Raw genomic sequence first — 15,519 nt, 5'->3', positions numbered from 1 at the left:
TGATGATGGAAGTCGCACGAGGCAATGGATGGTTTCATGCGGCGTTTAGGAATTGAGGAGCAGTTTGCGTTTCAGAATGTAATGACTTGTCTTGTTGATTTCCTTAAGCCTATCTATCTATCTATCTATCTATCTATCTATCTATCTATCTATCTATCTATCTATCTATCTATCTATACGGGACGAGCAAGAGTTTTTCGTCTATGGAAATGTATCGACAGGAAATGGAACATTGTATCGTAACAAGCAGCTCGATAAAGCGGTGCGCTATATCGAGCATTTTTTTCAGGGAAAGAAGTCGGATCGCCGCCATCAAAATTTACTTTCATTCGTCGTAAATCACAAGTAATCCCGATTTATCACAGTAGCCTAATCGATGGATGTATGTAAGTATTAAAGGCATCAAATGATAAGGAGTTGAATTAATTGACGAGAATGATGAGCGGGACAGTAAAAGTTTCCTTGGCGGTGTGCGTGCTTAGTGCAGTCACCCTGCCCGCGTTACAAACAGATCGCCTGGAATCAGATTATCAATGAACTCTACAAAAGCCGTGTCGAAGATAATATGAGTTTTAATAAAACCAGCGGTACGCAAACCAGTCCAATCAGGGTCCTTCATGACAACTACATTCAAGAAGGATATCCGGCAAACGAATTTCGATGGCAGTAAGAAGATTAGTACAACGAAGACATTAGCCTCAGGACACTTTTATACTTATTGGGATGACCTCAGTTATGAGTTGCACAGATAAAAAAATAGGAATAATCGCAGCGGTTCTTGTCCTGAAAGGTTGGGAGTGGAGCTGCTTTTTTAACTAAGTAAGATAATCTGTTTCTAAATGCTCACAAATTGCAATATAGACAGGTTCGGCTATAATTTATAGTATCTTATGGTAATCAAGCATCATGGATTGGGGACAATGTTATGAAAATGTTAGGCTTTTTCAAGTCAAAAAAATATTTGCAGCGTATTCTGATCTCCATTTCTTTACTCATCGTTAGTTTCATTGTGTTTTCATCTGCGACGATGTATATGACAGCTGAGAAAACTGTATTAAAAACGCAAAGGGACGCCAATGATAAAATACTTGCTCAAATCAACTACAATATCACTACGATGAAAGAAATGGTTCATACAATGGCAACCAACTTGTTCTGGGATCCTGAAGTTATCACTCTCATGTCCAATAAAGAGTTGTTGGTGTTTGACCTGTTAAGCAAACTGCGTAAGCTGGATACAACTGTGCGTACAACATCCTTTCTGGACTCCATTCTTGTGTACAATAACTACACACAACAGCTATATTCAGGTGGAAATATGATGTTCAGGAATCCGGAGAATATAGCTACCATACGGATTAAGGATTTCTTAAAGGAAGGCAAATTTAATAAAATGGAGCTAACACCCGTTCATTTCGGGAATAGTGATCTCGAAATTGATTTGTTTCTCTACTTGGTCTATGATTCATTAAATTTCAAGTTTGGCAATGAAAGCGCCCTCATCTTAAATATTAAGCCTGATTGGCTTTATTCCAACATTACGTTGATCAATGGACTGGCAATGGAAAGTGAAAGTCAAGCTTTTCTGGCGGATAGTAAAGGGCATCTGCTTAACCTCGAGCATCAGCCATCAAATAGTTTTAATGATTTCACTGAATTTTTCCCTATGAAGCTGGTCGAGCTTGGTCAAGAAAAAGGATCCTTCTATCATCAACTTGGCAAACAAAAAAGGCTTATATCATATGCTAAAACTAGTATTAGTGATGTATATTTGGTTACTGCTCAGCCCTATTCCGCGGTACTGGGAAAAGTATATCAGATGAGAATAACTTCGATTGTGATGACGGGTTCCTTCCTGTTGTTGTCCTTAATCGTCTCTGCCTGGATCGGCCAGAAATTATATAAACCTGTAGAGGATTTAATCAAGCTTGTCAAGCATAGTCCTTATCAGGAAAGTGATCCTCTTCTACCCGATAGGGATGAGCTATCCTATTTATCCAGTATGTATAAGTATATTAGCGCAAACTTGACTTCGGCCAAGGAAGAACAGCAAAATAATCAAAAAATATTGCAAAACTACTATATACGGAAGCTTATTACGGATAGCACGGCATTCTCAACAGAAGCATTTATCGAAATGCTGACACAGAACGATTTACAGGTAGCTCCAAGAGGCTTCTATCTTGTGGGTGTTATGAAAATAGATGATTATTCAATCCGTATCTCAAGAAATTCAACGTATGAGCTGAAGCTTTTCAATTTTGCAATTCTGAATATAGCTCAGGAGATTCTCTCCAGATCTTATAGCTGTGAAGCAGTAGATATGCGAAACAATGATCTGGTTGTTCTTATTAGTTCGGTGAGTGGAGTCGAAGATTACAGGGAACTGCTCCCGTTGTTCGGGGAAATTCAAGAGGTTGTTCTCAAATTTTATAAAATAAACGTAGGAATAGCTTTAAGTCAGTCTATCCAGGAGTTTAAAGACATCACCCATCACTATAACTTAACGCAGCAATATGCGATGTACCAGCTAGTTTACGGGAAAGATTGTATCCTTCTTCCGGGTATGGTGAAGGATAATATTGAAAATACGACCTATCATTTTCCCCCAGATTTGGAGAGGAAACTCAATGAAGGGTTAAAATCAAGCGACCTGGTCCAGTTTGAAGATGCGATCGAGAAAGCAATGGCGTACATTTCAGGACTGAATTATGATTTCATTGTATATTCCATTACGCATATCGTAGTTGTGTTAAAAAATGCATTGAAGGAAATGAACAGCCATCGGGTTCAACCGATTATGATTGATTTAAATATGATTAGTCAAAAGGTCATCGAGATGAAATCCCTGGATGAGATTAGACAACTATTCGTGAATATGTTTCACGAAATGATGGAAAACCAGAAGCAGGTTAAGGAAGAACGCAATGATCTATTAACTGAAACGATTAAGGACTATGTCCATGCGAACTATAAGGATAACAATTTGAATCTTCAGGTCATTTCTGGCATGCTGAAGCTGTCTTCGGATTATTTAGGACGATTGTTTAAAAAATGTGAAGGAATTTCCGTTGCAGATTATATTAATGAGGTACGTATCCATCATGCTCAGACGCTTTTGGAGAGTAAGAGTTATAGTATTAATGAAATTATGGAAAAGGTAGGATATACGAATCAGAGTTCCTTCTTTAAACTGTTTAAGAAGAAATTTGGGACTACGCCGAAGGAGTACAGACTTAAAAAATCGGTGGATAAACAATAAAATGATGAAGAAGCAGGAGATTTGTTCCTGCTTTTTTTTTATTTCAATTGATTTCAGCACATGAGAATACGGTTTTTGAACATAAACCACGAAATTCATAATCACAATAGCAAGCAACTCCGACTTCTTACAGTATCCTTTTGAGCAGGCTGTCGGTAAGATATGGCTAACAACACATATCGACAAATACGAAGAGGTGATCATGCATGAATTCTTCAAAGCCTGTAGTTCGAGATACCCACAGCAATGTCAAACAGAACCCAGGAACGAATTTCTTCAAACGGGAGTGGAAGCATTTCAATAAAAATCGTGAACTGTTTTTTATAATTTTCCCAGGGGCATTGAAAATTTTAATATTTTCTTATCTTCCCATGATTGGCATTATTCTCGCGTTTAAGGACTACCGTTATGACAAGGGAATATTTGGGAGTAGTTGGGTAGGCTTAAGCAATTTCAAATTTTTCTTTCTTTCGGATACGGCTTGGAGAGTAACCCGAAATACGGTGCTCTATGAATTTGGTTACATTATTCTAACGACGATCTTTGCACTTGCCTTCGCAGTCATGTTAAATGAGATTAGTCGAAAGTTCACTAAGTTTTATCAAACAGCGCTTTTTCTTCCGCATTTCTTATCCTGGGTCGTTGTATTTTACATCGTATTTGCTTTTCTCGATATCAACAACGGCATGTTAAACAAATTGCTCGTGTACCTTGGTTTTGAAGAGGTGAACTGGTATTTATCCGCTGGGCCTTGGCCCTTCATCTTGAATGTGGTGGCATTATGGAAAAGAGTTGGTTATTCTGCGCTCGTTTATTATGCAGCAATTATGGCCCTTAATCAGGAATATTATGAAGCAGCCCGGATGGACGGCGCCTCTCGTTGGCATATGGCAACGAAAATAACGGTTCCATTGATAACTCCGCTAATAAGCATACTCATCATTTTATCCATCGGCAGCCTATTTACTGGAGATTTCGGTCTGCATTTCTTTATCCCTAACAATTCGGGGATGACGTATCCAACTACAGATATTATCGACACATACATTTACCGTGCTTTGTTGACGATTGGAGATGTCGGAATGAGCGCAGCCATTGGATTGTTCCAATCCGTCGTCGGATTAATTCTAGTTGTGACTGCCAACTACGTGGTAAAAAAACTGAACTCTGAAAATTCGCTATGGTAGGAGGAAGCATCTTGAAGAATAAAATTTCTCTGGGCAATATGATCATTCACTTGATCTTTATTGCAGTAAGTCTCTCTATGATCATACCTCTGCTATTAGTGATAGCCATCTCGATAACAGAGGAGAAATCCATCATTCAGCATGGCTATAATCTGATCCCCGTAAGCATTAGCTTTGAGGCATATCATTTAATTTTTAAATCACCCATGATCTTGATTCGAGCCTATGGGGTTACCATTCTCGTTACCATTCTAGGTACGCTTGGAGGGTTATTACTTACGGCCATGATCGGATACGGAATTTCCCGAAGAGACTATCGCTACAACAGGATTACTACTTTTTATGTGTTCTTTACAATGTTGTTTAGCGGAGGTCTAGTTCCTACGTATATCTTAGTCACCCAATATTTGCATCTGAGGAATTCCATCTGGGCGCTTATACTCCCGGGGATGGTTTCGCCCTTCTATGTAATGCTTATGAAAGGGTTTCTTAGCAAGATTCCCTTTGAAGTTATTGAATCTGCGAAGATCGATGGAGCTAGGGAATGGAGAATCTTTTTTACCATCATTTTGCGTCTATCCACACCTGCAATGGCAACATTAGGATTATTTATTTCTTTTAACTACTGGAATGCCTGGTTCCCTGCGCTTCTTTACATCGATAATGAAAAGCTGGTGCCTGTTCAATTGCTGCTGATGCGCATGATGCAGCAGATCGAATTTTTGAAAACAAACGCGGATTTTGTGAATCAGCTTGGCATCGATTTAAGCGAGTTTCCTAGTTTATCGGCAAGAATGGCATTTACAATAATTGCGGCAGGGCCTATGATGTTTATCTTTCCATTTTTTCAAAGATATTTTGTCCAAGGATTAACGGTAGGTTCTTTAAAGGGCTAGGCGTCCACGGTGCAGCTATAGTCTATTGAAAGGAGGGTAGTTCGCGTCGGCAAGGGCTGCGGCAATTGATCAAACAATACATCCAATACTTCATAACAGGAGGGTTAAAAGAAATGAAAAAAAGAATGTATGGTTATTTCATGTTATGTTTAAGCTTGATTCTCGTTTTGAGCGCATGCTCATCTAGTTCACCAGAGCAGCCTAAACCGTCTGATGCAGGAGCTTCTACGAAAGAGAAGACACTTCCGCCTGTGGAGCTTTCCTGGTATTTGCCTGGAAATCCTCAGACGGATATCGCCAGCGTTGAGAAAGCGGTTAATGATTATATTCAGCCGAAAATTAATGCTACATTGAAAATTAGCATGATTCCAAGTGCAAGCTATCCTGAAAAAATGAATACCTTGTTAGCGAGCAACGAGGCTTTGGACTTGTTATGGACTGCAAACTATTCGTTTCTATATGAAAACAATGCCAAAAAGGGCGCTTTTACTGAACTAAGCAAGCTGCTTCCGCAATATGCTCCAAACCTCCAGAAGAGCCTGCCTGCGTTGGCTTGGGAAGATTCGAAGCTTCAGGGTGAGCTGTATGCGGTGCCCAATTATCAAATCGCAGCCAAGGTATACGGATTTTCTGTTCAGAAGCGGTATGTAGATAAGTATGGGCTTGATACAAGCAAAATCAAAACCTTTAAAGATCTGGAGCCTTTCTTGGATAAGATCAAACAAAATGAACCGAATGCTATTCCGTATACTGCCTCGACAAGCTTTAGATACCAGATGTATGGTTACACGGGTGTAAACGATACGACATTCTACAAATCGGGTGACAAGTCGTATAAGGTCGTTGAACTGGTCGATACACCCGAATATCTGGAGTTTCACAAGATGCTGCATGATTGGTACACAAAGGGGTATATCAATAAGGACATAGCTACCGCTGATAACTCAGCCAACTTAACAGCAGGCAAAATTGTTTCTAAATTCGATCAAACGTTGAAGCCCGGCGGGGAGTTTGAAGAAAAGCTTAAAAATGGCGGGAATGACGTTGTCTATATTCCTCTGAGTGCACCTGAATTTACAGGAGTTCAAGCAACCATGACAGCGATTAGCCGCACATCGAAGAACCCGGAGAGAGCGATGATGTTCCTAGAGCTTGTTAATACCGACAGTACCTTGTTCAATATTCTGGCTTATGGCGTAGAAGGAAAGCACTATGAGAAAATGGCTGACAACAAGGTTAAAGTGAAAAAAGACGGCGGGTATGTGTATACGGGCTGGCGCATTGGAAATGTCATGAACGGTTATCTCCTTGACGGGCAAGCGGATAATACTTGGGAATTGACGAAGAAAATGAACGAAACAGCGGTTGTGCCTGAAATCTTCGGATTCAAGTTCGATAGTTCAAATGTGAAGGCAGAAGTAGCGAATGTCGCTGCTGTTCGCAAAGAATTCATGGCGGCCATTGAAACAGGCACGGTGGATCCGAACGAGTATGTTCCTAAATATAGAGAAGCACTGAAGAAATCAGGAAATGATAAGATTCTTGCAGAGCAGCAGAAGCAGTTAGATGCTTGGTTGAAGGAAAAGGGCAAGAAATAACCTGAAGATACGAGCTTAGCAAGAGGGAGGGCTATAGAGCGAATGCAACGAATGCATCGAGCATAGCCCTGTTTTTTCATTGAAAGAGAGCGAGAATATGGTCATACAAAAAACTGACGTTTAAAGGAGTTGTAGAATCGTGAAGTTTTTCCAAATAATGAAAGCGGTTACTTCTCTAGCTTTGGTATTCATCTTGATATTTCTCCTATTGGCTCCTCAACTAACGCAGGCAGCGTCGGGCGATTTGGTTAACATTAACTTTAACAACTATGCTGATGATGCCAAGCCTACGGGCGATTTCACAGTAACAGAATTCGGAAAGGGGAAAGCGCGAGTCAAGAGCTTTCTTAGCTCCAGTAACAAGAGCTTGCATCTTTTGGATCAAGCAGGAGACCCGACGCTTGCACGCGTTAGTAAAGAATTTACTGCTACAACGGGTAAAGTAACAGCCGAGTGGAAGTTTTACAATGCCTACAGTGGTTCAGTCAACGAGACGCTATATGTCGATTTGAAAGGCAACAATACTGCGGCTTCATCAGTCAATACGGTCCGAATCGGGGTAAATTATGCAGCCGGGAAACTGGTTTACCGAAATTCAAGTAATGCGCAAGTCAATCTTGCTGCGGTATCTCCAGCAACCTGGTACAAAGTAACCATTATCGGCGATACAGCAACACAAACATTCGATGCTTATCTGGATGGTGATTTGGTAGCTGCCGGGCAAAGCTTTTACAGCCCGAATATAGTTGACTTTCGAGGATTGTTTATTGAAACGGGTTATTCCAGTGTCAATACTGATTTTTATTTGGATGACTTCATCTTCTCAACAGGGGCAATCATTCCTCAGAAAGCGGTCTTATCCTCTGTACAAGTTACACCAGTGCAGAACCAAATTGCAAGAAGCGAAACAACAGACTTGAGTGTTCAATATGTGATGAGCGACGGCTCGCAAAGAAGCGTTGTTGATGCTGTCTATTACACCAGCAGCGACACGAGCATTGCTACCGTTAGCGGGAATGGAGTTGTTACTGCTGTAGAACCTGGAACCGCGATCATCACGGCAACGGCAACTGTGGCAGGCGTAACCAAGCAAGGCAGTGCGAACATCACTGTACTACCGGGCAACAATACTGAATTAGCAGATTTGCAGGTTGGCGGCGCGACGGTCGACGGATTTGATAAGGGACAGCTAACCTATAGGGTGAATGTGAATGTGGGGAGCCCCATACCTTTTGTTACTGCACAGGTGTACGATCTACACGCTACCGCAGTCATTTCGCAAGCCAGCGTAGTGCCTGGTACGTCTACTGTAAAGGTTACGGCGGAGGATGGCGTTAGTCAGCGCAGCTACACCGTCAATTATGTACGGACGGGCACTAGCAGCAATGCCAACCTAGGCGACTTGCAAGTAGAGGGGATCACCGTTAACGGATTCTCGGCCAACACGTCAAGTTATGTGCTGAATTACACCGGCGACACGGTGCCATCCGTCGTGCTTTCGACCGCAGAAGACGCCAATGCTGCAGTGAGCACAGTCGTTCATGAGGATGACAAGCATGCCGGGCGCTTGTATCTCATTCGTGTAACGGCTCAAGATGGATTGACCTACAAGGACTACCGCCTCAGCATTGTTCCGGCAATGACTCTTTATGTGTCCACACAAGGTAGTGACAGCTGGAACGGATTATTTTCATCATCTGTAGGCGACTCTGACGGACCCTTCAAGAGTATGGCGAAGGCAAGGGATACTGTCAAAGCCTTGAAAGCTGGAGGGATGACGAGCGATATTACCGTGATGATTCGTGGAGGCGAATACTTCTTTGAGCAATCGTTGGAATTTATGGCAGCCGATTCTGGAACGGATGGTTTCGAGGTGGTCTACAAGGCGATGCCAGGAGAAACTCCGGTGCTTAACGGAGGCAAGGCCGTGACAGGTTGGCAGCCGTATTCCGGGTCTATTTATAAAGCCTACGTAGGCACAGACTGGAACTTTAAGCTTGTCATGAGCGAGAACGGGGAAAGAAGTTTTTTGGCTAGACATCCGAACAGCGGATATAACGAGGTTGCTGATGCGCCGCCGGAGCCAATGAATAAGCTCCAGAATTTTATTTTTAATGAAGGGGACTTTCCGTTAGTAGATGACCCTGTCGCTTCCGGTTTAGAAACTGTCATGTGGGGAGGCAGCGGAGCGCCTGATTCTTCCTGGTCGCAATATAAAGCCGAGGTCAAGAGCATTGATTACACGTCAAGGCTTATTAGCTCGGATGTGAATATGACAAGCAAAAACATTACAGCGGGTTATCGGTATTATATGCGCAACGCTCTCGAACTGCTTGATTCTCCAGGCGAGTTCTATCTGGATTCCGTGGGTTGGCTGTATTACTGGCCGCGCCATGCCAATATTGACGAGCAACTCATAGTGGCGCCCAAGGTTTCCAAATTAGTTGCGTTTACGAATGGTGCTTCTCATATTACCTTAGAAGGCATGACGTTCAGCAACTCAGACGGAAGCCTCATTGATTTATCAGGTACAACCTATATTACGGTGAAAAATTCAAAGCTTCACAATAACAGCGGAGTAGGGGTCAACTTGATCAATTCCTCCTACTCGAACATCTACGGAAATGATATTTATGATATTGGATCAAACGGTATTAACATTGATGGCGGCAGCTCGCTCAAGTTAACTGATATTGCTGGTCATAATGAGATTTCCAACAACTACATTCATAACACAGGTGTTATTGTTGGAAGCGGCGCAGGCATTATGATTTCAAATGCTGGATACAACAACGTAACCTATAATCGGGTTGACCATACACCAAGATATTCGATCAGTTTAAAATCGCCTAAGCGGCCAGGGCAGATGGTTACTACGAATGTATCCGGTAGCAACAAAGGAAGCCTGGACTCTGAATCTCCTTATTATGTCCGAAACTATATTCATAACGAGTATAATTACATCGCATTTAACGAACTGACGGATGCCAATTATGACTCTAATGACACAGGGGTGCTTGAATCATGGGGGACTTCCAATAATACGATCCATAACAACATGATCCATGACAGCAATACGCCAAGCGCTTTCGGCTTCGGCATCTATCTGGACGATGGTTCAGATGATTTCGTCATTTCGAACAATTTGGTTTACAATCTTCAGAACAAGTTGACGCAAGGCACGCTTTACGCTCCATTAGTCATGAAAGGCGCAAGAAATAAAGCGATTAATAATATTTTTGCAGACAATGTGGCAACGCGAGGAGCGTTCATGCAACAGCAAAACACCGACTACGAGCCCAATAAAGATCTGGAACTGACGCGCAATATATTTTCCAATAATGGAGAAAGCCTCTACTTCTTTGTGAACTGGACTAACGGCTCGGCCCCGGATGACAAGTTGACTTATGCAGCGCCAGGTGATCGATTGAAGACATCGGATTACAACGTGTTTTATGATCCCCAAGACAGATATAGTTTTTATTCCATGGGGGTTACTTCCGTAGATGGCATCGACTCCTGGAAAAACTACCTGAATCGCAAATATGATCAGCACTCGGTTACAGCGGATCCCCAATTTATGGATCCAGCTCAGGGTGACTACCGGCTCCAGTATGATTCTCCTGCCTATGACGTGGGCTTTGTGGATATTGATTATGCTTCCGTGGGGCTGAAGGCAGATTTTTCTTATGCCAATGGATCGGAGTCGCTAGACAGACTTTTTGTTGGCTCTGACTTATCAGGCTTTAAGCCCTTGGTCCGTCTCGACACAGGAACGCAAGCTCAGCTTCAAATCACAGGTCGAACCGTTTCCGGATATGTGGCTGACTTAGCAGGGGCGACTATTACGTATTCCAGTGAAAATCCTTCCGTTGCGACAGTTGATGCTGCAGGTAACGTACAAGGAGTATCTACCGGCATTGTCAAGGTCCATGTAACAGTCATCGCGGGCGGAGTGACGAAGGAGGGCAGTATCTATATCTCAGTGGCTAACGGCTTCGAGAAGCTGACCATGACAACGGGTACGACCCAAATGGCGGTAGGTCAGACGGTAACGTTGAATGTATATAAGGCCGAATCCCTTAGCGGCGTGAATATGGATCTGGGGGGAGCGGTTATTACGTACAGCAGCAGTAATCCGTCTGTGGCTGCCGTTAATCAGGCAGGTACTGTCACGGGGATTTCTGCAGGAATTGTTGAACTTACAGGCACAGTCGTGAGCGGTGGTGTTACACAAAGCAGCACAATCCAACTAAAGGTGAGCAATAATCCGCTAATGTCCATCACGAACCGGCCGGCCACCTATATGATTCCTGTCGGCGGTAAAATCCAGTCCCTTCTTAAGGGAAGGCTTTATGACGGAACAGAAGTGACAAACTTCTCATCGGACCAAGTAAGCTTCAGCTCGGCCAACCCTCAGGTTGCATCTGTAGATACTAGTGGGAAAATAACAGGAATATCGACAGGTCGAACGGATATCGTAACAACAATCGTCAGGGAAGGCGTTACGCAAACCGTTTTGATCAATATTCACATCATGAGTCCCGAGCCTGAGCTGCCTGATGGCTTTAGAGTAGTGAACTTTGGCAACGCCAAGTCATCGGTGACCTATGAGAATGGAGAGTATACGATCATCACCAACGCTAACGGCACCGGCAAGGTTAATGATAGCGTGGACAACATGGCATCGATCGTCAATAGTGTGTATCTTCCGGACAATCAACGCAATTTAACGTTGACTGCTAGGATTGAGTTCATTGAGCTCCAGAATAACCAACAGGTATCAGCAGGGATTTTTATCAGAGAGTCTCTGGAGCAGGGCTCCAAAATGATCATGCTTCGCAATCAAGCGGATAATGGGCTTAGGATGTCGCTTCGGGTATCAGACAATGCGACCATGTATACTGGAACAGCAAATTGGGGAGGCGCGAGCCCAATTGATATCAAGCTGGTCAAGGAAGATGATGTATATACGGCTTATTATAAGAGAACGGGCGACGACTGGCATTTCCTGCAACGATTTGTTATGGACGCAAATGCAGTGCCGCTGCTCTTAAGTAATCAACTCTTGGTAGGCATCTTTGCTTATAATCCGATGAGTCCCGGCGAGCCGACATCGTTCCGAATTTCCAACTTCACGATGACTCCGGACATTGCGGCATCTCCCTATGTGAAGAAAGTGACACCGGCTAACGCTGCCCAGAACGTGCAAGAATTAAATGAGCCCATCATTGTTGCCTTCAATGAAACTATTCAATCTGGCGACACCTTCGGAAGCATTGCTTTAACAGCAGGGGGAACCACAGTTCCCGTACATGTGACCATCAGTGGAAATGAACTGGAGATTACTCCAGTCGATGGATTACAGGCGAATACGCAATACGTGCTATCTCTGCCAGTCGCTGCTGTGAAGAACAGTCAGAACGTACAATTCGCAGATGGTGGCAGCTATAGCTTTACTACAGGAAACGGATAATTCATGACGCTGAATTAGACAACCACCAATCCGTAATAAGAGTACAAACACGCGAAGGAATCCTCTATGATGGAGGGTTCCTTCTTTGATATGCAATAAACAACAATATTTACAGCCCGTTTATATAGAAATCCCGACAAATGACAGTATGAGATGATCTCCATTCTAAGTAATATAAGGCTAACCTATCGAAAGGAGCATACACAGGATGATAAATGTACTGCTGATCACGGGAGCAAACAATCATGATTGGAGAAGGTCCTCATCTTTCTGTAGAGAGCTGTTGGAACAAACCAAAAGGTTCTGCGTCACTGTCACCGAAAATCCTTCCGAAACGCTGGCGGACAGGGACAAGCTTAAACAATATGGGTTGTTTCTTATAGATTACAACGGCCCGCGCTGGGGAGAGCTTGCGGAGGGGAATTTTGGTTTATGCGTTAACAATGGGACAGGCGTTGTTTTTTTGCATGCCAGCAACAATGCTTTTAAAGGTTGGACAGCTTATGAGAGCATGCTCGGACTGGCTTGGGAGACAGGTGTTTCGGGTCACGGTGAATTTCATGAATTCGAGGTAGATATTGTTGAACAGGAGCATCCCGTTTGCAAGGGTTTGACCCGCTTTTTAACTTTTGACGAATTATATCATCGGATGGTACCGAGGCATGGTGTGTCTTATCGAACTTTAGCGACGGCCTATTCTGCGCTTGAGCAAAAGGGAACCGGGTCGCACGAGCCGGTCGCCATCGCGCTTGAATATGGGAAAGGGCGCATTTTTCATTTGCTGCTTGGGCATGTTTGGCCGCATGACTTTAACGGCACACACAAAGGTTTTGGGATGTACGCCTTAGAGAATCAAGGATTTCAAACCCTTTTTGTCCGCGGTTGTGAGTGGTCTGCAACCGGTGAGGTTACGTTGTAGCTGTAAGAGGAGGAGCGAATGAAATGCATCGCGCAGGTATTGTAGGTTTAGGGAAAATAGCCGCTATGTATGAGAAGCCGGGAAGTCCGTATCCGTATTGCCATGCCGGGGGAATTCTGCAAAGCGAAAAGGTGGAACTGACGGCAGTAGCTGAAATGTCGGATCAAGCAACGGCAAATTTTCGTGGGATATGGGGGAGGGAATTTCCCGATCTTCGTTATTATGCTTCGAGTATTGACATGTTGCATCTTGAGCAATTGGATATTGCATCGATCTGCGTTCGGGGGCCGCATCATTTTAAAGTGTTTATGGAAGCTGTGCAAGCAGGCGTGCGTTCTATATTTCTGGAAAAACCGCCCTCTTGTTCACTGAGTGAAATGGACAACATGTTACATACCGCAAAACAAAAGCATATCCCTATTACGGTATCCTATTCCAGGCATTGGCATCCATCGCTCATAAAGATGCAAGAGTTGGTACAAGCGGGGTTGGTGGGCAAAGTACATACCGTCGTCAGCTATAGTGGCGGTGCCGTCCTGTCGTATGCCAGTCATGCTACCGATATGATCTGCCAGTTTGCAGGAGCGGGATCGTCTGCCTATTCCGTTAAAGCAACCGGAAGTGTGCCGAACACCGACGTACCTCAGGGATACGAGCCAGAGCCAAGATTGGACCGAATGGTCATCGAATTCGATAACGGCGTTACTGGTTTGCAAATCGGTCAACATGGCGAACATGGCGAATTTTATTGTCAAGTATTTGGCAGCGAGGGCAGTATAAAAGCGGGAATGTATACGGAACCTGTTTTCTTTAATAAAAAGGGCGAGGTCCAGGAGTTGTCGGCCTATCAAATGCCCGAGCAAGCCAGTGTTTTTTTGAAGGCTTACGATCAAATTTCAGATTATCTTGCAGGAGGTTCCTTACCTCACTGTACAAATGAAGCCTTTGTAACGGTTCACGAAATCGGATTTGCCGCGATTGAGAGCATTCATTCGGGTCAGGCGATAAGGCTTCCGAATGAACGACGTCACAGAAAAATTTTTGCCAATAGTTGAATACTTAAACAATGGAGGAACGAAAATGAGCAAAACATTGAAAGTCGGCGTAATTGGCACAGGCGGTATATTTAAGAAAGGACATTTGCCGACATTGCTTGAGCATCCGGAATTGGAGCTTGTGGCTCTCTGTGATATTAACGAGGAGAAGGTCCAACGTGTAGCAGCGGGAAGCAACGTTTCTCGCGTATTTACAAGCTTTGAGGAATTGATTGCCCAAGATGATCTGGACATCATCGATATTTGTGCCCCTAATTGTTACCATGCCGAAATGGCAATTGCCGCGTTGGAGGCCGGTAAACATGTATTTTGCGAAAAACCGGATGCCATTACTCCCGAAGAGGCAATAAGGATGTCGGAAGCCGCTAAGAAAAACGGCAGGATTTTGATGTGTATGCGAAATAATCGATTTATGCCTGCGTCACAATACTTGAAAAAATATATCGATGAAGGATTAATGGGAGAAATTTACACGGGAAGATGCGGTTGGCTCCGCAGAAGGGGAATACCTGGTCTTGGCGGTTGGTTTACGACCAAAGCGATGTCCGGAGGTGGTCCGTTAATTGATTTGGGTGTCCATTATATTGATTTATCCGTATGGTTAATGGGCAATCCAAAGCCGATCGCGGTTTCGGCAGCTATTTATAATAAATTTGCATCAAACCAAATCTCTGATTCGGAGCATAGCGAATTTGGGGAGAAGCAGGACAATGGAACATTTGATGTAGAGGATTTGGCAACGGGATTTATTCGTTTTGACAACGGAGCAACCTTGCAAATCGAATTTAGCTGGGCTTCTAATGTTAATGAGGAACATAATTTTGTGGAGTTTCGGGGGACAAAGGCAGGCTCCGCGCTTAGGAACGGGCAATTGAGCATTTACTCGGAAGCTGCCGGGCAGCTTGTTAATATAAACCCTGTGCTCAAGGCGAGCGGTACATACACTCCCCACTCCGAGCATCTAAAGCACTTTGTTGATTGCGTCCAACATCGGGCGGAGCCTATCAATTCCCCAGAGCATGGTGTAGATATGATCAAAATATTGAGCGCAATCTACGAATCGGCAAAGCGGGGCCAAGAAGTCCGTCTTTAAGCGATCAAGAGCATAATTACATGAGTGAGAAGG

8 protein-coding genes are annotated in these 15,519 nt (G+C 43.6%); all 8 read left to right on the top strand.

Features of this window, described 5'->3' with window-relative positions; translation table 11 throughout:
• Positions 1-925: 925 nt before the first annotated feature.
• The 8 genes from GC096_RS11445 to GC096_RS11410 all read left to right on the top strand — a co-directional run bounded on the left by GC096_RS11445 (position 926) and on the right by GC096_RS11410 (position 15,486).
• Positions 926-3,262 (top strand): helix-turn-helix domain-containing protein, encoded by a 2,337-nt coding sequence (locus tag GC096_RS11445; RefSeq protein ID WP_171630361.1) that lies wholly within the window; start codon positions 926-928, stop codon positions 3,260-3,262.
• Between the two features lie 206 nt (positions 3,263-3,468).
• A complete protein-coding gene (locus tag GC096_RS11440) occupies positions 3,469-4,449 on the top strand; it encodes an ABC transporter permease (protein ID WP_171630360.1) in 981 nt (326 codons plus the stop codon).
• A gap of 11 nt (positions 4,450-4,460) precedes the next feature.
• The gene (locus tag GC096_RS11435) at positions 4,461-5,345 is read left to right on the top strand and encodes a carbohydrate ABC transporter permease (protein ID WP_376769492.1); all 885 of its coding nucleotides are present in this window, start codon (positions 4,461-4,463) and stop codon (positions 5,343-5,345) included.
• A 113-nt stretch (positions 5,346-5,458) separates the two neighbouring features.
• On the top strand, positions 5,459-6,943 hold the full coding sequence (locus tag GC096_RS11430) for an ABC transporter substrate-binding protein (RefSeq protein WP_171630358.1): 1,485 nt from the start codon (positions 5,459-5,461) through the stop codon (positions 6,941-6,943).
• 139 nt (positions 6,944-7,082) lie between these two features.
• Positions 7,083-12,419 (top strand): Ig-like domain-containing protein, encoded by a 5,337-nt coding sequence (locus GC096_RS11425; protein WP_171630357.1) that lies wholly within the window; start codon positions 7,083-7,085, stop codon positions 12,417-12,419.
• 208 nt (positions 12,420-12,627) lie between these two features.
• The gene (locus GC096_RS11420; RefSeq protein WP_171630356.1) at positions 12,628-13,338 is read left to right on the top strand and encodes a ThuA domain-containing protein; all 711 of its coding nucleotides are present in this window, start codon (positions 12,628-12,630) and stop codon (positions 13,336-13,338) included.
• Between the two features lie 23 nt (positions 13,339-13,361).
• The gene (locus tag GC096_RS11415; RefSeq protein WP_171630355.1) at positions 13,362-14,393 is read left to right on the top strand and encodes a Gfo/Idh/MocA family protein; all 1,032 of its coding nucleotides are present in this window, start codon (positions 13,362-13,364) and stop codon (positions 14,391-14,393) included.
• Between the two features lie 25 nt (positions 14,394-14,418).
• The gene (locus tag GC096_RS11410) at positions 14,419-15,486 is read left to right on the top strand and encodes a Gfo/Idh/MocA family protein (protein WP_171630354.1); all 1,068 of its coding nucleotides are present in this window, start codon (positions 14,419-14,421) and stop codon (positions 15,484-15,486) included.
• Positions 15,487-15,519 lie beyond the last annotated feature (33 nt).

It is taken from the genome of Paenibacillus plantarum, assembly GCF_013141695.1.
Lineage (GTDB): Bacteria > Bacillota > Bacilli > Paenibacillales > NBRC-103111 > Paenibacillus_E > Paenibacillus_E plantarum.
Note: the sequence above shows the minus strand (reverse complement) of the source record. Positions and strands in the feature narration are given on the sequence as shown.

What these genes read in the sequence shown, in the direction of transcription:
- GC096_RS11445 (WP_171630361.1), top strand. Translation starts at nt 926, where the DNA reads ATGAAAATGTTAGGCTTTTTCAAGTCAAAAAAATATTTGCAGCGTATT.
- GC096_RS11440 (WP_171630360.1), top strand. Translation starts at nt 3,469, where the DNA reads ATGAATTCTTCAAAGCCTGTAGTTCGAGATACCCACAGCAATGTCAAA.
- GC096_RS11430 (WP_171630358.1), top strand. Translation starts at nt 5,459, where the DNA reads ATGAAAAAAAGAATGTATGGTTATTTCATGTTATGTTTAAGCTTGATT.
- GC096_RS11420 (WP_171630356.1), top strand. Translation starts at nt 12,628, where the DNA reads ATGATAAATGTACTGCTGATCACGGGAGCAAACAATCATGATTGGAGA.
- GC096_RS11415 (WP_171630355.1), top strand. Translation starts at nt 13,362, where the DNA reads ATGCATCGCGCAGGTATTGTAGGTTTAGGGAAAATAGCCGCTATGTAT.
- GC096_RS11410 (WP_171630354.1), top strand. Translation starts at nt 14,419, where the DNA reads ATGAGCAAAACATTGAAAGTCGGCGTAATTGGCACAGGCGGTATATTT.